The 23,720-nt window shown below is 44.5% G+C and carries 19 protein-coding genes; 11 read left to right on the plus strand and 8 right to left on the minus strand.

Annotated features, from left to right (window positions below; translation table 11 throughout):
• Window positions 1-328: 328 nt before the first annotated feature.
• The 6 genes from NST34_RS01395 to NST34_RS01420 all read left to right on the plus strand — a co-directional run bounded on the left by NST34_RS01395 (window position 329) and on the right by NST34_RS01420 (window position 6,250).
• Window positions 329-1,945, plus strand: coding sequence for an ABC transporter substrate-binding protein (locus NST34_RS01395; RefSeq protein ID WP_076299927.1), 1,617 nt, complete (start codon window positions 329-331; stop codon window positions 1,943-1,945).
• A gap of 69 nt (window positions 1,946-2,014) precedes the next feature.
• The gene (locus tag NST34_RS01400; RefSeq protein WP_042123467.1) at window positions 2,015-2,965 is read left to right on the plus strand and encodes an ABC transporter permease; all 951 of its coding nucleotides are present in this window, start codon (window positions 2,015-2,017) and stop codon (window positions 2,963-2,965) included.
• 4 nt (window positions 2,966-2,969) lie between these two features.
• Window positions 2,970-3,815: an ABC transporter permease gene (locus NST34_RS01405; RefSeq protein WP_042184173.1), complete on the plus strand. Its 846-nt coding sequence runs from the start codon at window positions 2,970-2,972 to the stop codon at window positions 3,813-3,815.
• 15 nt (window positions 3,816-3,830) lie between these two features.
• A complete protein-coding gene (locus NST34_RS01410) occupies window positions 3,831-4,850 on the plus strand; it encodes an ABC transporter ATP-binding protein (protein ID WP_341126982.1) in 1,020 nt (339 codons plus the stop codon).
• Window positions 4,840-5,760, plus strand: a complete 921-nt coding sequence (locus NST34_RS01415; RefSeq protein ID WP_143759515.1) for an ABC transporter ATP-binding protein — start codon at window positions 4,840-4,842, stop codon at window positions 5,758-5,760. Before NST34_RS01410 ends, NST34_RS01415 begins: the two co-directional genes overlap by 11 nt.
• A gap of 34 nt (window positions 5,761-5,794) precedes the next feature.
• Entirely contained in the window at window positions 5,795-6,250 is a 456-nt protein-coding gene (locus tag NST34_RS01420) for a hypothetical protein (RefSeq protein ID WP_076285088.1), read from the plus strand.
• Between the two features lie 75 nt (window positions 6,251-6,325).
• Here NST34_RS01420 and NST34_RS01425 read toward each other — a convergent pair whose 3' ends face one another.
• On the minus strand, window positions 6,326-7,159 hold the full coding sequence (locus tag NST34_RS01425) for a hypothetical protein (RefSeq protein ID WP_042184178.1): 834 nt from the start codon (window positions 7,157-7,159) through the stop codon (window positions 6,326-6,328).
• A 224-nt stretch (window positions 7,160-7,383) separates the two neighbouring features.
• Between NST34_RS01425 and NST34_RS01430 the strand changes: the two genes are divergently transcribed.
• Window positions 7,384-7,980, plus strand: coding sequence for a TetR/AcrR family transcriptional regulator (locus NST34_RS01430; protein WP_076285089.1), 597 nt, complete (start codon window positions 7,384-7,386; stop codon window positions 7,978-7,980).
• An 82-nt stretch (window positions 7,981-8,062) separates the two neighbouring features.
• Here NST34_RS01430 and NST34_RS01435 read toward each other — a convergent pair whose 3' ends face one another.
• The 6 genes from NST34_RS01435 to NST34_RS01460 are packed head-to-tail and all read right to left on the minus strand — an operon-like array spanning window position 8,063 to window position 13,256.
• Complete coding sequence (locus tag NST34_RS01435; protein ID WP_341126983.1) at window positions 8,063-8,929, minus strand: metallophosphoesterase family protein; 867 nt, start codon at window positions 8,927-8,929, stop codon at window positions 8,063-8,065.
• Between the two features lie 52 nt (window positions 8,930-8,981).
• A complete protein-coding gene (locus tag NST34_RS01440; protein ID WP_445667647.1) occupies window positions 8,982-9,323 on the minus strand; it encodes a DMT family transporter in 342 nt (113 codons plus the stop codon).
• Window positions 9,320-10,108 carry an HAD family hydrolase gene (locus tag NST34_RS01445; RefSeq protein WP_341126984.1) on the minus strand — a complete coding sequence of 263 codons (789 nt, stop codon included), beginning with the start codon at window positions 10,106-10,108 and terminating at the stop codon, window positions 9,320-9,322. Before NST34_RS01445 ends, NST34_RS01440 begins: the two co-directional genes overlap by 4 nt.
• Window positions 10,109-10,122: 14 nt before the next feature.
• Window positions 10,123-11,469: an ABC transporter substrate-binding protein gene (locus NST34_RS01450; protein WP_149646375.1), complete on the minus strand. Its 1,347-nt coding sequence runs from the start codon at window positions 11,467-11,469 to the stop codon at window positions 10,123-10,125.
• Window positions 11,470-11,503: 34 nt separating this feature from the next.
• A complete protein-coding gene (locus tag NST34_RS01455) occupies window positions 11,504-12,349 on the minus strand; it encodes a carbohydrate ABC transporter permease (RefSeq protein WP_042184188.1) in 846 nt (281 codons plus the stop codon).
• Window positions 12,350-12,374: 25 nt separating this feature from the next.
• Complete coding sequence (locus NST34_RS01460) at window positions 12,375-13,256, minus strand: carbohydrate ABC transporter permease (RefSeq protein WP_341126985.1); 882 nt, start codon at window positions 13,254-13,256, stop codon at window positions 12,375-12,377.
• Between the two features lie 218 nt (window positions 13,257-13,474).
• On the opposite strand from NST34_RS01460, the gene NST34_RS01465 reads away from it, so the two are divergent.
• The 3 genes from NST34_RS01465 (at window position 13,475) to NST34_RS01475 (ending at window position 16,613) form a co-directional block, all read left to right on the plus strand.
• The gene (locus NST34_RS01465) at window positions 13,475-14,032 is read left to right on the plus strand and encodes a GbsR/MarR family transcriptional regulator (RefSeq protein WP_341059012.1); all 558 of its coding nucleotides are present in this window, start codon (window positions 13,475-13,477) and stop codon (window positions 14,030-14,032) included.
• A gap of 211 nt (window positions 14,033-14,243) precedes the next feature.
• Complete coding sequence (locus NST34_RS01470; protein ID WP_076299922.1) at window positions 14,244-15,428, plus strand: polysaccharide deacetylase family protein; 1,185 nt, start codon at window positions 14,244-14,246, stop codon at window positions 15,426-15,428.
• 168 nt (window positions 15,429-15,596) lie between these two features.
• Complete coding sequence (locus NST34_RS01475) at window positions 15,597-16,613, plus strand: AI-2E family transporter (RefSeq protein ID WP_042184192.1); 1,017 nt, start codon at window positions 15,597-15,599, stop codon at window positions 16,611-16,613.
• 122 nt (window positions 16,614-16,735) lie between these two features.
• Here the strand turns inward: NST34_RS01475 and NST34_RS01480 are convergent, their stop codons facing one another.
• Window positions 16,736-17,125: a hypothetical protein gene (locus tag NST34_RS01480; protein ID WP_076299921.1), complete on the minus strand. Its 390-nt coding sequence runs from the start codon at window positions 17,123-17,125 to the stop codon at window positions 16,736-16,738.
• A 255-nt stretch (window positions 17,126-17,380) separates the two neighbouring features.
• Between NST34_RS01480 and NST34_RS01485 the strand changes: the two genes are divergently transcribed.
• On the plus strand, window positions 17,381-23,308 hold the full coding sequence (locus tag NST34_RS01485; RefSeq protein WP_341126986.1) for an S-layer homology domain-containing protein: 5,928 nt from the start codon (window positions 17,381-17,383) through the stop codon (window positions 23,306-23,308).
• Window positions 23,309-23,720 lie beyond the last annotated feature (412 nt).

Raw genomic sequence — 23,720 nt, forward strand, 5'->3', positions numbered from 1 at the left:
GCCGCCTCCTTGGGGAACGCCCCTCTTTCCTTGGATGATCCTTATGTTCTCAATATATTTACAGGAGAGCGGCAATAATCCTTATTTTTCAAAGTTCTGTAAAGTAAATGAGTATTAGATGTATTAATTCGTAACGATCTGCTGTACAATAACCGAATAATTAGATGACAATATGAACAGCAAAGGATGAGCGCTATGGATAAACCGTCAATCGATTCCCTCAATATTACATTAATGTGAAATGCTATCCATTGTAATTCCTAGTATTCCGATATACAATATAAAAAAACATGAGCAACGCAGAACATAGAATACGGGGGAGAAACTTATGCGTAAAGGATTATCTGGAGTTATTACTTTGATTTTGTTAACATTTTTGATTAGTGCGTGCTCCGGAGGGAACACCGCCACTTCTACAAATACAAATCAGACACCTGCTACTAATGATGGAACGACAGCAAGCACTGAGATAAAAGATGGAGGCAACTTGATTATTGGAGTCGCTGCTGATCCTGTTATTCTAAATCCGAACTACGCGGGTGACCGTGTCAGTCTTACGATTGACCAAGCGCTATATGCTCCACTGTTCCAAGTAAATGATGGTAAGAAGACCTTCTACTTGGCAGACAGCCTGACCCTTTCAGAAGATAACCTGACTTATACGTTGAAGCTGAAAAGCGGACTGACATGGCATGACGGAGAAAAGCTTACTGCTGACGATGTCGTGTTCACGATTGATAGTATCCTCGATGAGAAGCAAAACAGCATGTTGAGAGCGAACTTATTCATCGGTGATAAACCCGTTAAGGCCGTTAAGGTGGATGATCTGACCGTAGAGTTCAAGCTTCCGCAGGTCAGCCCAGCTTTTGAAGCTACACTAGTGCAAGTATTTCCAATTCCAAAGCATATTTTTGAGAATGAGACGGATCTAGAGAAAAGCACCAAGAATGCTAATCCTGTTGGATCTGGACCATTTAAATTTAAGGAATATAAAGCGGGCGAATATGTTACATTAGAAAGATTTGATAACTACTTTGGCGGCAAACCACATCTTGATTCTGTTACGTACCGGATTGCTAAAGATACGAATGCTGCGAATCTCGCACTTCAGAGTGGTGAGATCAACATTAAATATCTAGATCCACAGGATGTTGGAACGATTGAAGCTTCGAACAATTTCGAAATTCTTCCTTATAGTGAAGGCCGATTGTCGTACCTGTTGTTCAACGCGAACAGCGATAGAGGTGCTCTTGCTAAAAAAGAAGTTCGTCAAGCCTTGTCTCTAGCACTAAGCCGTGATGAAATCATTCAGGCTGCTTATTCCTCTAGCGAGTATGCTGACCCGGCGAAGTCATTCTTGACTCCGGATGCATTGTTCTATACTAATGACGTACCTTCTTTCGATAATGATGTGGAAAAAGCGAAAGAGCTTCTGCAATCGGCAGGGGTTAGCGATCTGAAATTGAGATTGATTGTATCGAGCGGTAATAAAGCTCAGGAAGCCATTTCACTATACGTGCAGCAAAAGCTAAAGGCCATTGGCGCTGAAGTTGAACTGCAAAATATGGATGCCTCGGCATATGGTCAGAAGTTCAGCGATATGAATTCAACAGATTTTGAACTTGCGATTGCAGGTTATATTATGGGTTACGATCCTGATGCTTACAGAATTTTGTATACTTCTACTGCTGACTCTAACTACTCGCATTATAATAATGCTGAAGTCGATAAGTTGTTCAATGAAGGTGCAGGAGAAGCAGATGTGACTAAACGTGGTGAGATCTATAAGAAGATCCAAGAGATCATTGCTGACGATGCACCGATTTATCCAATTGCTAATACTAAGACTATTGTAGCTGTCTCCAAGAACTACGGCGGTCTAGAAGAAGCAGTCTTGAAGCCTGTCGTTATTTTTGAAGATTTATCGAAAATCTACCTTAAATAAAAACGGGAAAAAGTAAGCTGGGTTATCCAGCTTACTTTTTTACCGATACAGAACTGGGAGAATAAACGTATGAGACAACTTATCGTCCGAAGATTACTGCAAACCCTGCCGATGTTGTTTTTTGTTTCGGTTGTGTGCTTTGCGATGATTAAGCTGGCTCCGGGGGATCCGGTATTATCCTTCGTTACGCCGAATATGCACGCAGATGATATTGAGCGCATCCGGCATAACCTTGGGCTGGATAAGCCAGCCTACATTCAATATTTAATCTGGATTAAAGAAATATTGCAGGGGAATTTCGGTTATTCCCTAGTGAATCATCAGCCAGTATTGGATCAAATTCTAGAACGCCTGCCTGCAACGGCAGGTTTGATGGGTTCTGCGATCGGTCTCGCTGTTTTGCTGGCGATTCCACTCGGTCTTATTGCTGGAGCAAACCGGAACCGCTGGGTAGATAAGCTGATTAATTTCTTATCCTATGTCGGAATATCCGTGCCTTTGTTTTGGCTTGCCATCTTACTAATGTACTTATTCGCGATTAAGCTGCATCTGCTTCCTATTATGGGGATGCGAACGATTGGTGTGGAATCGGCGTTTGATGTATTCAAGCATGGTATCCTGCCTTGCACCGTGCTTGCTTTTGGATTCTTGGCTGGTTATGTGCGATACATTCGCTCTAGTACCATTGGACAGCTAAAAGAAGAGTACGTGCAGATTCAATATGCTTTTGGATCTAACAAGACAACGATTCTGTTCCGTCATGTAATGAAGCATGTGTTGCTTCCTGTAATTACATTGCTCGGGATGTCTATGGGTGATCTGGTGGCAGGCGCAATTGTTACAGAAACAGTATTTTCATGGCCAGGTATTGGCTCTTTGGGGATGACTGCAGTTAAAGGGATGGATTACCCCGTGATTATGGGAATTACTCTATTCTCCTCTTTAATGCTGATCATCGGTAATCTGGTCGCGGATATTCTATATAGCTTCGTGGACCCACGAATTAAATTAACGAGGTGACCTCATGAATCGCAGTAAATGGAAAAGTGTTGGAGATGAGCTATTTACGAATAAATTGGGCGTCGCAGCCCTCATTACTTTAATCATCTTCTCACTGGGCTCTATATTTGCTTTTTTATCTGGACATGATCCGAATGCGATGGATGTTCTGGCACGTCTGAAATCGCCGGGAGCCGATCACTGGTTCGGGACGGATGACTATGGCCGGGATTATTTTGCCCGCGCATTATATGGTGGCCGGGTATCGCTGCTAGTTGGCTTTGCTTCAATGATCATTGCTACAGGCATAGGTGTGACGGTGGGCGTAATCAGTGGATTCTTTGGCGGATGGGTTGATAATCTTCTCATGCGGATGCTTGATGTAGTGCTGTCCATTCCTTCTTTCTTAGTTCTGCTGCTGCTTAGCGTATTTCTGAAGCCGAGTGTTGGGAATATCATCATTATTATTGCTCTATTAATGTGGATGAATATCGCCCGTGTCATTCGGGCAGAGACGATGACGATTAAGGAACGCGAATATGTACTCTATGCAAAAGCCTCCGGACAGAGCAATTTCGGAATTATTTGGCGTCATATTCTTCCGGGGCTAGTGCCTGTTGTCATTGTAGGTGCGACGAATAATATCGCTTCGGCGATAATGATGGAGTCGTCCCTAAGTTTCCTCGGGTTCGGGGTACAGCCTCCGAATGCGACTTGGGGCAGTATGCTTAACAATGCGCAGGGATATATCGCTCAAGCGCCATATCTGGCTTTATTCCCTGGATTATTGATACTATTAACGGTACTGAGCTTTAATGTTTTGGGTGATATTTTGCGGGTAGGCTTTGAACCGAAGCTGATCCGAAGATAGGAGTGTGAAGACATCATGACGGAACGGCTATTGTCTGTCGAGGATTTGAAGGTTTCGTTCCATACAAGGGACGGAGAGAATCAAGCAGTTCGCGGCGTTAGCTTTCATATAGATGCTGGTGAGACGGTAGGAATCGTCGGAGAATCTGGTAGTGGGAAGAGTGTAACTGCCAAGGCGATTATGTCGTTAATTACACCTCCGGGTAAAATTATCGGTGGAAATATTAATTTTCGTGGTGAGAATTTATCGAACCTTTCGGAAAAAGAGTGGAGAAAGCTACGCGGCAATCGTATAGCAATGGTGTTTCAGGACCCCATGACCTCTCTTAATCCTGTAAAAAAAATCGGCCAGCAGCTTACGGAAGTCATCCGTCGGCACAGGGGTTTAAATAAGCAAGAAGCGCTTAAAGAGGCAGCAAGCATCTTGCGTCAGGTAGGTATTAATAATCCTGAACAGCGGCTGCAGCAATATCCGCATGAATTCAGCGGCGGGATGCGCCAGCGGGTCATGATCGCCATGGCTCTTTCCTGTAAGCCAGAGCTATTGATTGCGGATGAGCCGACAACTGCGCTCGATGTAACAATACAGGCGCAAATTCTCGATCTTTTTAAAGAGTTGAAAAATAATACCAGTACAGCTGTAGCGCTCATTACCCATGACTTGGGTGTGGTAGCACAGGTATGTACACGGGTTATCGTAATGTATGGTGGACTTGTGATGGAGGAGGGCACGGTAGAGGATATCTTTTATCGCCCACAGCATCCTTACACGAAAGGTCTGCTTCGCTCGATTCCAAAACGTGACGGCAAGTCGCGGGAACGCCTTGTCCCTATCGAAGGCACACCTCCGGATTTGCTGAATCCTCCTTCGGGCTGTCCATTTATGGAACGTTGCCCTAATGCTTTTGCCCGTTGCAGCGAACGTCCTCCAGTCATCGAATTATCGCCTGGCCATCGTTCGATGTGCTGGCTGGCAGACGGTGTGCAGGAGACTTCAGCCGTAGCTGGTGTTGAAGGGGGCGGTTCTGTTGAGTGATAATAAGATTCTAGTGGACGTAAATAATCTGAAGAAACATTTCTCCAAAGGCAAGGATATATGGGGACGTAATACATCTGTGCTTAAGGCGGTAGATGGCGTAAGCTTTCAGATTCGTCAGGGGGAGACCTTTGGACTGGTCGGAGAGTCGGGGAGCGGCAAGTCCACGGTTGGACGCTGCTTGCTGCGATTATATGACTATACAGATGGTGAAGTGTCTTTTGACGGGCAGCCGCTGAGCAAGCTTGGAGAGAAGCAGCTTAAGCCTTTTCGCAGACGGATTCAATCGATCTTTCAAGATCCATATTCCTCGCTGAATCCAAGTCTGAATGTTCTTGATTTGATTAGCGAGCCTATGAAGATCCACGGGATCCACGAAGGCGACGAGCGTATAGAGGCAGTTGCGGCACTGCTGGATAAGGTGGGTTTAAAAAGAGAGCATCTTTATCGCTTTCCTCATGAATTTAGTGGTGGGCAACGCCAACGGATTTCGATCGCTCGAGCATTATCTGTGAAACCTGAATTCGTAGTGTGCGATGAACCGATCTCAGCGCTGGATGTATCTGTTCAGGCTCAGGTAGTGAATATGCTGGAGGATTTGCAGTCGGAATTTGGGTTGACCTACCTCTTTGTTGCGCACGATCTGTCGATGGTACGGCATATTTCGGACCGGATTGGCGTGATGTATGGCGGTCGTCTCGTAGAGGTAGCCGAAAGTGACGAACTATACGAGAACCCTATTCATCCTTATACGAAGGCGCTGCTATCTTCGATTTTGGAGACGGACCCTAAGCGGGCTAATCAGAGAATTATTTTAGATGGATATTCGGCAGAGTACGGCAGGGCTGAGACCTCTACATTGCAGGAAGTTAGTCCGGGTCATTATGTTGCTTATGATTTCACGGAATAAGTAGAATCTATATACAGGTATGGGGGGAATCAGGATGTCAGACAATTTGAACCGGGTAAAGTTATCCCAGTGGGATGCTTTACTGGTAGAATCACTTCGCGCTTTGGGCTGGTCCAATGAGGATATTCTTCGTAAAGTGGCGGAGGGCGATTTGCCCGTTGACGAGAGTGAATACGAATTTGATTATAAGCAGTTGACCACTTTACAAGCGGAGCAGCCAGAATTGTTCGAGCAAGCGGTGAAGACAGGCTATCAGATCAAGTACAACACGATTCGTGGCATTCGTAGCTGGATATGGGTTGTTCTTGGTAAAGAGGCAGAGTTGGAGCTTGAAGAGGGTAAAGAAGCCATAGAAATAGTATTGACGACAGCCGAGAAGAACCGGCTGGAATCTGTGCTGTCATTCGGCTGGCAGATTCACGGTGGAGCCGGCGTGGAAGACGATGCCAGCGCTAACGCAAGCTACCGGATCGAGCCGATTCAACGATAACCTCTCCGAGCAGAGAAGAAATAAAGAAAGAACGCCCTTACCTTTTCCTCATGGAAAGGATAAGGGCGTTCTTGGTTAGTTCACTTCAATCCGGCCACGCCGGAAGCTGATTTCTGCTTTGCCGGTGTGCAGCTGCCACATATGCCAGAATACAAATGGAACAATCATAATAAAGTTGATGATTCCCCAATAGTTCATGACGTCTGCATTGTACCACGATGAAGCATCCATTAGTGTCGGGAACAGGCTAACGAAGCAGGCGCGTAGAAGTAAATGTGCCGCTAATGTATAGACCCGCGCAATGATGTAGAGTTCTGGGCGGCGTTTGATGATGGGATAGAGCTCGGCTGCGAGAAGAATGCATAGCGAGCTTGCAAAGAACTTCGGACTCTCTGCATAGACGAAGGCTGCATTCCAAGTTGTATAGAGGAAGTTCCAGCCGATTGTCGTATATGCAATGAGATCGCCGTGTGATTCAGTAGAAATCTTCCAATATTTTGGCGCAAAAGGGATGGTTATACATAATAGGAGGCCGGTAAGCGCATTGAATGTATTCCCCATCGTAAAGTCTTTAATGGTCGCTTCCATGATATTAAGGAATAGAACGCCATATACGAACCACAACACCCAATCCTTCTGTAACCCATTCCAGAACGGTCCTTTTCGTTTCTCGTAGTTAGCAATACGAATGAATCCAACAAATATCGTAGGAAGAATTACACTTAAAATCTTGGCCCACCGAAACCAGCCTTCGACACCGCCCATAAGCCATAAGGGAAAGGTTAGTAAAGAAGCAATCCAGAACCAGTGGGCAAACTTATAATGCTTGCGCATGATACTGACAACAATAAGAAGCAGAACTATGTAGCCGATCATACTAACGCCGTACTGCCATGCAGGAATATCCATGATAAACCTCCTTTTTTGTGAAAGCGCAATCAATTGTTGCCGATACTGAGCTTCAACCCTACAATGCTTGGTTAATTCATAAACATAACAACTGTTCGGTTTTATTGTATTAGGAATTAATTGGTTCTGTCTGTGCTAATTAACACACAAAAAACAAATTAGATTCAGTACTCTTTTCATATAAAAATAAATCGCAATAAGCGATTCAGTTGGGCGGGGAGTTTATGTCTGAGGATAGAAAATTACATATTATTGAGGCGACGAATCGTGTTATCTATCGAATGGGTATTGCGGGTACGACTATGCGGAGAATTGCCGATGAAGCCGGGCTTAGCACGGGGGCGTTGTATCATCATTACAATAGTAAAGAAGAGATTCTTTATGATGCGATGGATCGCAGTCTATCCGTATCTACGAGAATTGCCGAGGAGGTACAGCAAGGGAAGTATAGCCGCGGGGAAGTTATTGAGCAAATCAGCGAGAATGTGAAAGATCGTTTTAACAAAATAGATGACAATCGAATGCAGTTCTATCTTGCCCAGGAAGCGATACTCGGGAACGAGGAAATCTCCAATCAATTGAAAGTTAAGTATAAGAAATGGATTGGTCATACCGAGGAGCTGTTACAACGCTTGTACGAAAAACAACCCGGGAAATACAATAAAGCCATTGCCTCATTGCTGATTGGAGCTATTGACGGGATCGTTATGCAGACGCTGCTGGGTGTGGCGAATACGGATGATATTGAAGATATTTCCGAGGTATACCACAAGCTTCTTGTAGAAGGCATTCCGAAGCTGTTAGAAGCATGGGATGAATAACGCAGAGCGTGGCGGTACGGCTAATCCTTGTGCGTGTAATTCACAGAATGAAACTCCCCGCAGCTTGCTGCGGGGAGTTTCATTATACGTTTACTGCTGTATAAGCAACCTCATATTGTGCAGCTTCAATCCAGGTTCCTGTCTTAAAGTCTCTGCCCCGGACAAGCACTTTATCTCTATATACTTCCACATAGAAGCCTTGGCTGCCTGTCTTATGCTTATCTTCGTTTGTCCAAAGGTAGGCGACAGAAGCAGCATTAAACATTGTTGCCATCTCTCCATGGCCAGGGTACATAGTGTTGTCTACCTCTAACTCCCAATGGGTGTGACCAGTGAATAACAAGGTCTGGGGGTGTCTCGAAAGAATCTCTTTTAATTCCTTATCTTGAGTGACACCATACCAATCTTGTGATTCTAACGATCCAGCTACTGTATCTTTAAGCGGTTGATGCAGGAAAAGAAAGATAGGCTGATCCGGTGAAGCTTGCTCCCCAAGCTTATGCTCCAGCCAATCAAGCTGCTTAGAGGAAAGATGACAGAATTTAGGTAATCCTTTTTCTGTACCTAGAAAGATAAAATGATAGCCATTAATCCAGTGATCATGATAGGGTCCAGACATTCCAGTCTGTGACGTATACATCTCTAAGCGAGACTTCCAAATCCCGAGGCCTACATCATGATTACCTAAAGTGAAAGTAATGTCGGGCAAGTCAACCTTATGTTGATTAATGATACGAAGCATTTCTTTATATTCAGCAGAAAAACCATGGTTTGTGACATCACCGATATGCATAATCCCACTGCTACCTTTTCCATGTGCGGCTATATCACGGAGCGCCAGCTCAAAGTTAAGATTGTACTCATGATTTCGGTCAGCGGTGACATGCGTATCCGTGATGATCTGAAAGGTAATAACAGGCTTCTCTTCAGGTAATGTGTTCGCGCTCATGTTTAGGCATCCCCCTTCATCTTATGAATCTATGAAATACTGTGGCTGTTCACTAATGCGCCTTCCCGCTAATGTTCAGTCCTATGATCCCGGTTAGGATAACGGCTATCCATAGTAGGGAGGACAGGGTTAGCTTTTCTTCGAAGAATAGGGCTCCTATGAAAGAAATAAGGATGATTCCCGCCCCTGACCATATCGCATAAGCAACGCCTACCTTAATAGAGGTGAGGGCATAATTCAGGGAGGTGAAGCTGGCTCCATAGAACAGAAACATGAGCACGGAAGGCCAGAGCTGAGTGAACCCCTGAGATATTTTCATTGAGATGGTCCCTGAGAGTTCGAACACAATCGCTAGCATCAGAAACATCCATGCCCATATTCCTTCTATTTTCACAGGGAAGTAACCTCGATGCTGAGTTCAGCGTAAGATCGCACAATGAGATCTGCATCCGGGAGAATATGCGACGAAGCACTAATGTCTTCATTTTCAGTGATACCTATAGCTACCTGCACACCCGCTGCTTTAGCCATTCGCATATCCCCATTAGTATCACCGATAACTGCTGTGTGCGCGGGTTCAACGGCCAACCTTTCGCAGGCAAGCTGCACCATGTCGGGGAAAGGTTTACCCTGATCCACAAGGTCTGTTCCAATTACCTCGGAGAAATAGTGCCGTATGCCGAGCCATTGGAGATGTTTCTCTGCAGCATCTGTTTCATCTGCGGTCACCACGGCGAGAGGGATACCAGCACTCGCACACTCATCGAGGAAACGATGAATACCCGGCAGCGAGTGAACGGGGCGTTTCTCTTCCAACATAACATCCGCTTCCAGACGGCACTGATGAACAAGCTCCATGGACTCCGCCCACGATAAACCTTGCAGATAACCCTGCCATGACAGGATGGCATAGAGATCACTCATAGTCCCCATAGCCAGGGGTCCGTTCCGATCATAATCGATAATGCTTCCTTGGGCATTGTGTATAGTTCCCATTAATGCAGGGAGCTGTTCTTCTGGAATCTGTAGTCCTCTTTGCTTCATATCCTTCGTGAATCGCTCTAAAAAACACTCGCCCCAGCTGCCCCAGAGGGATACGAACTGGAGCAGCGTACCATCCTTGTCGAATAGAATAGCTACTACAGCGTATCTGCCTTGTGGCGTGATGAGCTCAGACATGAACTCCACCGCCTTTATTTTAGTTTATCAAGCGCTGCTTGCGCCGTTTCCTGTGCTTCCTTAAGTGCCTGTGCTGCAGGAATATTCTCAATTTGCACCTTATCAGCGGCGATTTTCAGCGCATCGTTGATTTTGCCGCCAGTAGGATCTTGGAATGGTGCAGAGCCATGAGAAGCTTGCATCAACGGAACCTTAATCTGTGGATTGCTTTCACTGAATGACACAAACGCCGGGTCTTGCAATGCGGATTGGCGCACCGAAATATATCCAGTATTAATGGACCAAGAGGCAGTATTCTCGGCATTTGTGAAGTAGGTTAGCCATTTCATAGCCGCTTGTTTCTCACTGTCGCTAGCTTTAGATAGAATGCCGGCCATCAGTGCTTGGGCTACGGGTTTGCCCTCGCCAATCCCTGCCCAGCCTGGCTGCTCCATAGCAGAAACAATGCTAAAGTCGAGGTCACCTTGATCGCCACTGGAGCCGGTGTAGCCTGCGGATTGATTCTTCATTACATCATCAATTGTTTTGTACCAATATTCCCAGCCTTGACCCCCTGAATGAATCCGCATGATCTTATCCTCGTGGATCCATTTGCGGAACAAATCCCAGGTTTCGATCCACTCTTTAGAGTCGATCATGACTTGTTTCCCATCCTCGCTAAGAATAGTGCCTCCTTTGCTGAGCACGGCATCAATCATGTTCCCTGAACCCCACATAGGCTCCCAACCGAAGAAGGTGGTTTTGCCGCCGTCTTTCACGGTCATTTTCGCAGCTGCGGCAGCTAGGTCTTCCCAAGTCTTCAATGTGCTCGCATCAATTCCGTTCTTCTCAAAAGCATCTTTGCGATAGTACATAACCTGTGTTGTTCCATACATCGGCAGGAAGTATTGCTTGCCATCAACCTGGCCCTGATTTAGAAAGGTTTGGACAAAATCCTCTTTATTAAAATCTGGCTGCAATGCCATAAGCTCATCTATCGGTGCGAAATATCCTTTGCGGGCCCAATCTACGTTTGAGGAGAGAGCAGCAGCAGGCACTTTTCCTGTAGCAATCGCCGCTTGCAGCTTCTGCTCGGTTTCAGTGTAGTCTGCCTGCGCGATACCTTTGACAATGACCTCTTGCTGAGAGGCATTAAATTTCTGAATCAGTGCCTCCATATTCTCACCAAGCTTACCGCCGAGACCATACCAGAACTCAATCGTTACCGGTGCATTTTGTGTAGGCGCAGCCTCTGCGGAGGGGGAGGAAGAAGCTCCATTTGCCGCTGTAACATTACCTGTACTCGCATTTCCTCCACAAGCTGTTAACATTGTAAATCCGGCAACCAAAGATAAGGCGGACAGTCTCTTCAATACGTTCATCATCATTCTCCTCTTATTAAATAGAATAGTTAGCTTATCCTTTGCTGGAACCAGCGGTCATGTTGACGCTTTGCATGATCGTTTTCTGAGCTAGTAGAAATACTAGCAGCAACGGGGCGATGGTGAATGCGCTAGCGGCCATGATCAGCGGCCATTTCAATCCGTAAGCACCTCCTTGAGTGAAGAAACTACGCAGACCGGCCGAGACCAGCTGTAGATTAGGATCTTTGGTGATGAGCATTGGCCAGAAATAGTTATTGTACTGATCAATGAAGGTGATCAGGGCTAGCACAGCAAAGGAAGACCGTGTAATGGGGACAAGAATGGTCCAGAGAATCCGCATATGCGAGGAACCATCCACTTCTCCAGCCTCTACCAGCTCATGGGGAACCTGAAGGAAGGCTTGCCGAATTAGAAAGATAGAGAAGACACTTACACAGTTAGATAGAATCAACCCGGCATATGAATCCAGTAGATGAAGCTGGGACAATACCAGATATCCGGGAAGATAAACGGCGGTGGCAGGGACCATATAGCCGAAAAGAATGACACCTGCGAACAGCCCTCTGAAGCGGAATTTCATATGCGTAAGCGCATAGGCCATCATCCCGGAATTTATCACCTGCAAAATAACAATCGAAACGGCGACAAATACGCTATTGCCCATATATCTAAAGAAAGGGGCTTCGTGCCAGGCGGCTGAAAAGTTACCCCACAGCGGCTCTTTCGGCCAGATCGTCGGCGGAGACTGCCAGATTTCATCATTGGTTTTTAAGGCGCTGGTAACCATCCAATAGAAGGGGAAGGCCATGATCAGTGCAATAGCTGCAAAAAATAGATGGCGGGCCAGTTTGCCCACTCGTACGGTCGTTGCATTCATCAGTCGTTCTCCTTTACAGCAGTAGTTATTGATAATGGGTTGTCCGTTTACTAACCTCTAGTGAGATTACGGAGAGCAGCATACATATAAATACCAGAATCATTGCGACACTAGAGGCTTCTCCAATCTGAAAGGCTTCAAAGGCAGACTGATAATACATATAGAGCAAGGTACGTGTTGATCCCGAAGGTCCACCTTGTGTCAGTACGTTAATCTGGTCGTATGCCTGTAAGGCACCAATGATCTGTACGATGAACAGAAACAGTGTCGTTGGCGAGATTAGCGGTAAAGTAATACGGTTGAATTTTTGCACAGCATTTGCTCCATCCAGTTCAGCGGCTTCCAACAGATTGGTGGGGACATTGCGTAGTGCCACCAAGTAAAAAATCATCGCCCAGCCTACCGATTTCCATATCGTCACGAGCAGAACGCCGAGCAGTGCCCATTTAGGATCTTGAAGCCAACCGATTTTTTCTAGACCTAAGAGGTCAAGTACAGTATTAGCAAGGCCAATTTCAGGTTCATAGATCCAGGACCAGACAATGGATACCGCAACGGTCGGCGTGACCCAAGGGGAGAAAAGCAATACCTGATAGAGGGTGGAGCCTTTCAGCTTCCCATTCATCAGGAGTGCAAGTCCAAGTCCGATCAGAATAACGGGCAGTACACTTCCCGCACAGAATAACAAGGTTACTCTTAGCGCTTTATAGAAGGCGGGATTGCTGAACAGATCCAGATAGTTGGTTAGTCCGACAAAGGTTTTCTCGGGGCTCATGAAGTCCCATTCAGTAAAGCTGAGATAAAATACATAAAGTAATGGCGCGAGCCAAAATACCACGAATGGAATCATTGCCGGCAAGGTGAAGAGCACCGGTTTCAACTCACCTATAAATCTTGTGCGTTTCATTATTCTGTCGATACCCCATTCCATCTTCTGTTTTTAGCGGTATAATTCTGAGGAAAGCTCCTCCGTTCAAAAAAAATTGTACACTCATCGAGCAGCTGCGTGGTCAAGCGGGCGTAAAGATCGATGCGAGATTATGTAAAAATTTAAGAGATTAGAGAAAGTAGTTGCTATTTTGTGTAAAATAGAAAGTAGATTCTAAGTGGAATGAAGGTGCAGCTATGAAACAGGTAGCCTTTGGTGAAGAGAATAGAGACTTATCTCCACGCGAGCAGCTGCTGCGTCCGATGATTGATGCAATTGCTCAGACGATGGACTTATATGGCGCCAATTACTCATTCGGGCAGCTGTATGGAATTATGTTCTTTGAAGACCGGCCGATGACGCTTGAAGAGATGAAGAATGTGATGAATATGAGTAAGAGTAATATGAGCTATGGAGTTCGTTCTTTGATGGCTTCCAAGATGGTGACCAAGCTGGAGGAGAAGCGGGAGCGAAAGGATCTGTATGCAGTGGAAACAGATTTCTTTCAGACCTTTAAGAACTTTTTTGGAATGAAGCTGCAGCGGGAGATTGATGTCATGAGGCAAGCCTTGGATGTTGTTATTCCTGAGCTGGAGGGATTGGTTCATGCCGTGGATACGCCTGAGGAGGAGAGGCACTTCTGTCTGAAGGATCTGGAGAAGCTGGAGCATGCCGTTCAATATTATGATTGGCTGCAGCAGTTTGTGGACGAGCTAGGGGAAGATAATTACTTTGTAGACAAGAGAAGGTCCTAGACCGTCTACAATTACACATAGATGTACATAATTATATATAGATCTCCATGTGAGGGAGGTGTTCCTTAAGTCAGTTCAGGCTTAGGGTTCGCCTCCTATTTTTATGATAAGAAACAAAATAAAAAAGAAAATGTAACCAAAAGTAGGTGGAACTGTCACCAAATATGTAGTTACATAGTGAATAAAAGATCTTTTTAAGGAGATTCAGAGATTGCATACGAAAAAATATATGATACTTTTAGTCATTGTTCTGCTAATAAGTCTTGCTGCTATTTTCAACAATCAACACGAGTCTTCTGCAGTTACTATAGATGTGAACGGTCAAATCATTAAGACAGTAGCTGCATATCCGGGCTCGCCTGATGAGCTAATGATTCCCAAGGCTGCAGCAGAACAGGCCCTTAATATGCATATCGGCTGGCAGAAGCAGGGGGCACTTCCGAAAGGTATTTACTATAGAGATCATGTAGCTGTGCTGATGTACCATCATCTTTCAGAGAAGCCAATGCCGCAGTTTCCTTGGATCTTATCTGCCGATCGGTTTGATGATCAAATGAACCTGCTGAAGCAAGAAGGGTTTCACGTGATTACGATGGAACAATACCGTGAATTTATGCTGAATGGCGGCACGGTTCCAGATAATGCGGTGCTGCTGACTTTTGATGATGGATATGAGAGCTTTTATGAGTTGGCTTTTCCTATTCTCAAAAAATATGGCTATACGGCAGTGAATTTTGTTATCGTATCTACGATTGATCACCCAGATCCGAATAGTGTGCCGAAGCTCAATTGGGAGCAGATGCGGGAAATGAAGCGGGACGGGATGGGATTCTATAGTCACACGTACGATTTACACCATTATGGTATCGTAGATGCTGAGGGTGGGGAGCGGCCAGCCGCCAGTGCTTTGTTATATATCGATGATGAGAACAGAAACGAAATGAATACGGAGTACTACAGCAGAGTTACTCGTGATTTAGCCAAGGCGGAGCAAAGACTGAAGGAAGAGCTGGGGAATACCGATTCAGCGATTGCCTTTCCTTATGGATCATACAATGACCGATTGCTATCGGCATGTGATTCACTCGGAATTTCGCTAACATTTAAAATCCAGGATGGGATCAATGCGAGAACGGACCGGAATGCCTCCCGGATCAACGGGGGAAGTCAGAGTCTAACTGCAGTCCAAACTCTTGAGCAGGTTAAACATATAGATTCGCCTATGGAATTAACCCTGAATAACCAAAGAGTAGCTCTGATTGGTAGTGCGCCCGAAATGAGGAAAGGGACCCTGATGGTTCCGTTTATACAATTATGCAAGGATCTACATATTGATCTTAACTACGATCAGAAGAGTCGAATCGTTAAGTTAATGAACACAACGGGAGGCTCATAAACGGCTAAGGAAATGTATGGAATGGATATCAGCTTTCCCTATGTTCATTAGGAGTTTACAAAAAGTGAGAAATTTCGCCAATTTGGGCGAATCACTAGTTGCTATAAGTGAATTCCTTACTGTAGACTATAATTAGAGTACTAATTGGTAGGCGAATGGAGAGAACAGATGGAAGTATTTAAGCGTTATTACGCGAATTTAACGGTCCGGCGTTTTTTTATTTTGGGGCTGGTTGCCCTGCTGCTATTCAGTATTAGAGATATGCTCAATTTAGTACTGTTAACATTTCTGATTGCTTATGTAATGAACAGCTTTCAGGTGCTGCTCACGAAGCGAATCAATAAATATGTTGCGGTCAACAGTAAAGTCATTATTGTTATTTTGTATTTAGCTCTGATTGCTCTGATCGTAGTGACCTTAGTGAATTATTTACCGAAGGTCTTCACACAGATAAAGCAGTTAACTAATTTTCTGACCAGTTTAACCCCTGCAAACATTCCGCAGAACGAAATCGTGCAGTATTTATTTGCCCAGCTTAAGGATTTGAACTACCAGTCTTATGTGAAAGATGGTCTTGAATACGTCCTGAAAATAAGTAATTGGGGCACAAGCTTCGTATTATCCACCATTCTGAGCTTTGTCTTTATCCTTGAGAAGAACAGAATTGTCAGTTTCACTGCCCGTCTTAAAGAGAGCAAGATTTCTTGGTTCTATGTTGAGCTTGAGTATTTCGGTAGAAAATTCATCTCATCGTTTGGTAAAGTGATCGAAGCGCAAATTCTGATCGCGCTGTTTAATACATGCTTTACGGTGATCGGACTCTGGATCTTAGGTTTTCCGTATTTATTCGCCTTATCGATTATGATCTTCCTGCTTAGTTTGATTCCAGTTGTAGGTTTTGTGATCTCCTTAATACCACTTTGTATTATTGGTTACAACATTGGTGGCATAGCAATGACGATATATGTATTGGTTATGATCGCCATACTACATTTTGTCGAGGGTTACTTCTTAAATCCAAAACTGATGTCATCCAAAATGAACCTGCCTATGTTCTACACCTTTATCGTACTTCTCTTCTCTGAGCACTATATGGGTGTATGGGGTCTAATTCTCGGCATTCCAATTTTTGTATTCTTCCTGGATATACTGGAGATCAATAGAGATAACAAGATAGAGACTTAGGAATTCAGTTAAATAGCGTTGAATATACGAAGAGGGTGATCCGATAGCCATTCAATGGCTTTCGGATCACCCTCTTTATTTTGGCGCGGAGAAATGTTATACGGCCACTATATGTATCTTTCTTAGCCGAAAGAAGTTAGAACACTCTCCGTAACGATGTCCCTCAGCTCCGCTTTGTGTGCTGCATACTGCTCGGCTGTAATGCTTCCAGAGGCTAGTCGTGAATCTAGCTGTTCCGTTAGCTGGGTTACCTGTAGATCGATCACATCTTCAATATCTGTGTTTTGTTCTATTGCAATATCTTGAAGTGATTTGCCGTCATATAAGGCATCGTACAGATCATCATCTGTGGGTTGGTTAAGGGCTTTCAATAATAATTCGTCTTTATCCGCAACACTTGTGGTGGACCATTGAGTTGACGAGCTTGCGTTAGCAGTAAGGCTACTCCAAGCATTTCCGAAAGACATTACTATAACTACGGTTCCTACTATAATCACTCTTTTTATATCCATTAGAGTCCTCTTTTCTTATTTTACGAATAACGTTCTATGGTTTCTGTTGAAAGTGTCTGTGATGGTTGTGGTTTAACTTATTTCTATTATAACCCGGAAAGCTGAGCTGAAGCTTAAACAATATTTAAGATAACCTAAAGATTTAACATTGAAATGATATAGCGATAATATACCCCTAGTATAATTTCCAGATGATCTAAATTGCATATTTATGCAGAAGGGTCACAATCAAACTTACGGGGAGTGTTCGGAGTTTTGAGAATAACAGCAAAAGCTAAACGTTTTCTATCCAGCGTAATTGCAAGTAGTTTGATGTTGGGGATCATGGTTCCATCAGGATATGCGGAAGAACAGCGGCCGGATACAGAGCAGACATCTTCCGAATTAGGAGCACATTTTGATGAACAGGTTGAGCTCAACACGCTTTTAAGTCAACCGACTGTAATGACAGATGTATACGCGACACCAACCAATCCAGGCTCTTTACTTATTACAGAGGTTGTTCCAGATACTAAAAATGTAAAAGGCGCGGATGGTAGTTCTGTAGATGGTTACGAATTTGTTGAGGTTTACAATAATACGGACGAGCCGGTTAACTTTAAGGATTATTATTTCTTTTATAATGACAAAGATACTTGGACACCAAATGGCGATGCGGTCATACCGGCGCATGGAAATATCGTCTTCTGGATTATGAACGGCAATAATCTGAGTGTTCCTGCCGAAGATTTCATCAAAAACTTTAATCCTTCAGCATCTCTGCAGGAAGGTGTAAACCTGTTCCGTATTAACGGTGGCGGTGGTATGGCAAACACTTCTCCGCGCAACTTACAAATTAAAAGTAAAGCAGGAGATGCTCTTATTGTCTCTGCTTCTTATGGAAAAGAACAGGTGAAGGAAAACAACGGGATTTTCTATAAGTATTCGCAATCCGACAGCTCTATGATGAGTCTCATGGCGATTTCGGGAACGGTTGCGGCTACACCAGGAACCGTAGATCCAGAGCAACTGCCTGAGCTAGTACCTGGAGACAAGCAACCGGTAATTGAACACCACTCGCAGAGCAGTGTGGATCCAGCGGATCTTCCCGTCACCGCGAAGATTACGAACCTAGAGATTGGACCAGACGGAACGCTACCGGTAGTGAAGTTGCAATACGGCTCTCCTTCTCAGGTGAAAGATACGGTAATCACCATGACCTCAAAAGGTGAGGGGGAATACACGGCCGTGATTCCTGCGGCTGCACTGGAAGAACCAGAACTGCACTACAGCATTCGTGTAAACAATGTAACAGAGAGCTATTCTGTTCATGTGAACCTGCCTGCATTTGATTCGAATAATGTGCCACCGCTGTTAATTACAGAGCTGCTGCCCAATTCGACGAATGTAAAAGGAACGAGCAGCGATGCTTTTGAATTCATTGAGGTATATAACAATACTGATGCACCGATTGATTTTAAAAACTACAAGATCTATTATCGCTATCCTGATAAAGGCAATGCTTCCGATGTGAAGTGGCCCTCTACGAAAGAGAGTTTTGTAATTCCTGCACAGCAGTCCGTAGTGTTCTGGGTTATTAATAGTGCTAACAGTACATACACCGCTAGTGATTTTAATGCAGAATTCAACACTAATCTGATGGATGGCACAAATCTCTTTCAAATCAAAAGCGATGGGATGGCGAACTCTGGCCGCCGGGCCGTCGTAATCAAAAGTAATACCGAGAAAGAAATCTCCTCTGCGTATTATGATGCTGATCTTACCTATGATGGTGGGGCTAAAGGTGACGACACCAAAGAAAATAAAGCCCTTCTATACAAGTATCCTGTGAATGGGCAAAGTAAAATGCTCAAGATTAGCACAGGATCAGCGGTTCCGTCACCAGGGCAGGTAGATGTTGCACTGCTTCCTAACACACCGATCCATGTGGATCCGGATACCGAAAATCCGACGGTAAATGATCTGACTGCTGTAACGGAGATTGATCAGTCGATGAGTCTGGATTTGAAGGCTTTCGCGGATGACAATAAAGCCGTTACGTCTGTAGAAGTAAGGGTAGCTTCGGATAAGCAGCCTGATTTTGTCAGCCATAATCTATCTCAAGACTTTAACGATAGCTTGTATCATTATAAATTGTCGTCTGCTGATTTGATCGGCAGAAATGAAATACAGTATTATTTCGTCGTTTCTGATGGCACGAATGAGACCGAATCTCCGGTAATGAAAGTGAAAATTACAGGTGGCCCAGATCAATCATCACTTCGTTTGAATGTGAAGGATGGGCAATTCATTAATGACTCTATGACGGTAAAAGGAACCTCTGCTACCGCAAAGGCTGATGAAGTGGGCCTGAGCATCGACAATAAGGTACTTGGCAATAACGAGGTATATGCCGCGCTTGAGAATGATGCTTACTTTGTATTTGATGCGAAGAATGTAGATTATTATTTCAAAAACGGTATCACCATGGGACCAGAAGAATTAGGGGATGCGAGTATTCTATACACCTTTATGGACCCGATTACTACGTATACGACATTGACCTTCCCGATCTCCTCGGCCGCTTTGCAAGTGGGCAAGGATAATGTGATCTACATTCGGGCGGGCTCTAAATCATCGCCTTTTGACCCTCGTCCCGAGGAGAATAAAGATGATTTTGAAGTAAAGAATGTGCGCCTATTACTTGCAGACGGTACTGAAGTTTGGGACCCTGCTTATGCAGAACGTGATAAAGAAATTAAGATGGGGGACAGCGCAGGTAAGCATGAATCCATCGGCTTCCGGTTCGATCTGAAATCTGATTTGTTCCGTTCGAAGGCTTATAACTGGAATACTACAGAAGTAACGGACGGAGAACATAAAGTAACAGTGACCGAAGGTGGATCCAAGGTATCGTCAAACGTAGTTGTAGACAACACGCCACCATCTATTAAAGCATCGATTGAAGATGGAAAAACTTATCGTGGTAATTTCGTAATTACTGCTGAGATCAAGGATACTTACGCAGGTGTAGATAAAGTTAGCGTGAAGCTGGACGGCAATGTTATTGAACTGCCTTATGCTACTTCATCCGGAAAGTTGTCCGGTGGAGACCATACGCTTTCTATCACCGCATTGGATAAGATAGGTAATCAGGTGGAAAAGGTAATTACATTCCATGTACCGAATGAAAATCCATTTGCACCACTCCTGATCTCACCTCAGAACTGGGAGATTGGTGTGGGTACGAATCCGACCTTGAAGGTTAAGGTTGAAGATCCTAACCAGGATAAGATGGATGTTACCTTCTATAGAGGCTTCAAGTACGATGGTAACCATCCAGAGCAAGGATTTACTGGATTTAAGAACGCATCCGATACAGAACCGCCGAAGCAATCCGTTCCTGCGGGCGAACAAGCGCTTAGCAGTGACGAATACAGCAAAATAAGTGCAGTGGACGGACAGTACTTAATTAACGATGCAGTTGAGCAATTCCCATATCAGCGCTATGAAATTAAGCTGGATGAATCGGTGAAGGCTTCAGATCGTGTGGATATTGAATGGAAGGGTAATTCACTTCCAGGTCGTAAAGTAAGTCTCTACGCGTGGAGTCCTGCTGAAGAGAAGTGGATACTGCTGGATCATTTGATTGCTGGTACTGAGGATTTTGAACTGAAATCTACGGTGACTGTTGGAGAATTCGCTAGCGGAGATAGCATTGCTGTCATGGTTCAGGATGAGATTGCGTCCGCGACTAAGACTGCACCTACAGTTACGCAGGATACCTATGATTTTTCTTTTGTATGGATGTCTGATACGCAATATTATTCTCAAAGCTACCCTTACATTTATCAGAAAAATGTAAAGTGGATTGCCGACAATAAGGATAATTTGAACTTGAAATATGTAATTCATACCGGAGATGTAGTGGACAAATCCTATCAGGAATATGAATGGGAAGAAGCCGATCGGGATATGAAGGTACTTGAGGATGCAGGTATTCCATATGGTGTTCTTGCGGGTAATCATGATGTAGGCCATCAAACCGGAGATTACACGAAATTCTGGCAATACTTTGGGGAATGGAGATTTAAGGACATGCCAACCTTTGGCGGATCCTATGACAACAACCGGGGCCATTATGATTTAGTATCTGCGAACGGAAATGACTTCATTATCGTATATATGGGCTGGGGACTGGCTGAAGAGGAAATTGAATGGATGAATGAGATCGTTGCTCGTTATCCAGAACGTAAAGCGATTCTTTGTCTTCATGAATACCTGCTCGTATCTAATAACCGCGCACCGATTGCCGATACGATCTTTGAAAAGGTTGTAAAACCTAACAAGAACGTAATCGCAGCTTTATCCGGTCATTATCATGATGCGGAGCTTAAAGTAGATGAGTTGGATGATAATGGAGATGGCATTGCGGACCGCAGTGTATATCAAATGCTGGCAGATTATCAAGGTGCCGAAGAGGGTGGACTTGGTTATATTCGTCTGCTTCAGTTCGATGTAGCTAACAACAAGCTTCGTGTGAAGACTTATTCGCCTTACTTGGATGATTATAATTATTATGATGAAAATGAGTTCCCGGGCAAAGATGAGTTCGTACTAGATCTCGATCTGCAGCCTGTAACAAAACGTGTAGCTACCGATTACATTGGAGTTAAGGTTTACAGTGATCAGACAATCGCGACCCAGCAGCAAGTAGAGAGCGGTACGGATACTCAGGTCACTTGGAGTAAGCTTAATCCAGAAAGCTACTACCAGTGGTATACAAAAGTCGAGGATGATAACTCTGGTAGTGTGCTTTCAGACATTTGGGGCTTCTACACTGGAAAAGAGAATGTAACACCAACACCAGAGGTGACACCAACACCAACACCAACACCAACACCAACACCAACACCAACACCAACACCAGAGGTAACGCCGACACCAGAGGTATCGCCATCGCCAGAAGTGACGCCGACACCAGCACCAGAGGTGACATCGGCACCTCCAGTAGTTTTACCAGTGCCAACAGTGACTCCAACGCCTACAGCCACACCTGGAGGGGGAAAAGGAAACATTGAACTGGCATTAGGAAGTAATGGAACGTATACAGCTGATCCGTCAGCCTTGAAGAAGCTGATAGAGGAAGCTGCTACAGGGGGAAGCCTAAAGATTAGCGTAGGCGGGGCAACCTCGGCTCAAGATCAGATTAGAATTGCACTTGATGCAACGAGCATCCAACAGGCTGCCGACAAGAAGCTGAATCTGAATATTGTATCTTCCAGCGTTACATTAAGCGTACCAACAAGCTCTTTACCAGCGATCCCGGCCGGCAGTGAAATGCTGCTGCTGAGCGTTGATACAACTACGACAGCTGTACAAAGCAATGTCGCTGGAATGAGTCCATCCAAGGCAACCGTGACGCTGAACCTCAGTACCACAGCAGGCGGCAAAGAAACGGCTATCCACCAGCTTAAAGGTGCTGTTACGATTACCCTGACGCTGACGAAGGAACAGCTTGCTAAGCTCGATACAGATTTTGCGGGTGTCTATTATGTAAATGGCAGTACCTTGGAATATTTGGGTGGAGTGTTTAAGGATAATACCGTTACCTTTACAACAGATCATTTCTCTTCCTTTGCGGTACTGGAATACCATAAGCAATTTAGGGATACCGCTGGTCACTGGGCAGAACTGTACATTTCCAAGCTGACGGCTAAGCATGTGATTAAGGGTATCGACGATACGCACTATGGTCCACAAGCGAATGTAACCCGTGCAGATTTTGTTACACTAGCCATTCGTTCACTCGGATTGAATGAGACAAGTGAAACTACGGGGAATGGTGCTTTTGCAGATGTATCAAAAGATGCTTATTATGCATCATCGATAGACAAAGCTGTCCAGCTTGGACTCATCCAAGGCAGTGATGGCAAGTTCCGTCCTAAAGATGCAATTACACGTGAAGAAGCGGCTGTTGTCCTGCAGAAATTGATACAATACAAAGCTGGAGTGCAGTCTTCCATTGCTGCTACTGCAAGCTTTAAGGATATAAACAGCGTATCAGAGTGGGCGAAGCAAGCGGTAAGTGAATTGCAAGCTAAGGGAATCCTTGACGGTAAGGGCGACAATCATTTCGATCCTCGTGGCAAAGTAACCCGTGCTGAAATTGCAAAACTGTTATATGGAATAATCAATTTATAAGAATAGCATGGCAAAGGCAGGCAGAGGTAACTCTGGCCTGTTTTTTGTCATTTTTTGCACTCTATATTCCTTTTCTTCTAGCAAAGTAGGAAATTCTTACTATTCATATGATTTTTCATATATAATATTTTTGAATAAATTTTTAATAGACATAATGTAGCTTCCTGCTGGCAGTCATAATGATATCTTTCGTTGTTACACTAGTTATTCACGATGATCCGGCAGTTATTCTCCTTGTTACGGCACTTCTTCCAATTGGTGCAGGAATGGGTATTCATCCACGATTGCTTGTATTCCTTATTCTGTTATCCACTGCCCCCCTTCTTCTTTGCTTATCAATTACCAACGTATTTGAACGCTTATTATAGCGCTGGCTCGGACTCATTGCATAATACATAGATTGGAGAAACGA

It is taken from the genome of Paenibacillus sp. FSL H7-0714, from assembly GCF_038003765.1.
In the GTDB taxonomy this organism is placed as follows: Bacteria; Bacillota; Bacilli; order Paenibacillales; family Paenibacillaceae; genus Paenibacillus_AQ.

Coding starts and splice junctions, on each gene's coding strand:
- NST34_RS01400 (WP_042123467.1), top strand. CDS start 2,015: ATGAGACAACTTATCGTCCGAAGATTACTGCAAACCCTGCCGATGTTG.
- NST34_RS01460 (WP_341126985.1), bottom strand. CDS start 13,256: ATGAAACGCACAAGATTTATAGGTGAGTTGAAACCGGTGCTCTTCACC.
- NST34_RS01480 (WP_076299921.1), bottom strand. CDS start 17,125: ATGGATATAAAAAGAGTGATTATAGTAGGAACCGTAGTTATAGTAATG.
- NST34_RS01455 (WP_042184188.1), bottom strand. CDS start 12,349: ATGAATGCAACGACCGTACGAGTGGGCAAACTGGCCCGCCATCTATTT.
- NST34_RS01420 (WP_076285088.1), top strand. CDS start 5,795: ATGTCAGACAATTTGAACCGGGTAAAGTTATCCCAGTGGGATGCTTTA.
- NST34_RS01425 (WP_042184178.1), bottom strand. CDS start 7,159: ATGGATATTCCTGCATGGCAGTACGGCGTTAGTATGATCGGCTACATA.
- NST34_RS01430 (WP_076285089.1), top strand. CDS start 7,384: ATGTCTGAGGATAGAAAATTACATATTATTGAGGCGACGAATCGTGTT.
- NST34_RS01410 (WP_341126982.1), top strand. CDS start 3,831: ATGACGGAACGGCTATTGTCTGTCGAGGATTTGAAGGTTTCGTTCCAT.
- NST34_RS01405 (WP_042184173.1), top strand. CDS start 2,970: ATGAATCGCAGTAAATGGAAAAGTGTTGGAGATGAGCTATTTACGAAT.
- NST34_RS01475 (WP_042184192.1), top strand. CDS start 15,597: ATGGAAGTATTTAAGCGTTATTACGCGAATTTAACGGTCCGGCGTTTT.
- NST34_RS01450 (WP_149646375.1), bottom strand. CDS start 11,469: ATGAACGTATTGAAGAGACTGTCCGCCTTATCTTTGGTTGCCGGATTT.
- NST34_RS01445 (WP_341126984.1), bottom strand. CDS start 10,108: ATGTCTGAGCTCATCACGCCACAAGGCAGATACGCTGTAGTAGCTATT.
- NST34_RS01465 (WP_341059012.1), top strand. CDS start 13,475: ATGAAACAGGTAGCCTTTGGTGAAGAGAATAGAGACTTATCTCCACGC.
- NST34_RS01395 (WP_076299927.1), top strand. CDS start 329: ATGCGTAAAGGATTATCTGGAGTTATTACTTTGATTTTGTTAACATTT.
- NST34_RS01435 (WP_341126983.1), bottom strand. CDS start 8,929: ATGAGCGCGAACACATTACCTGAAGAGAAGCCTGTTATTACCTTTCAG.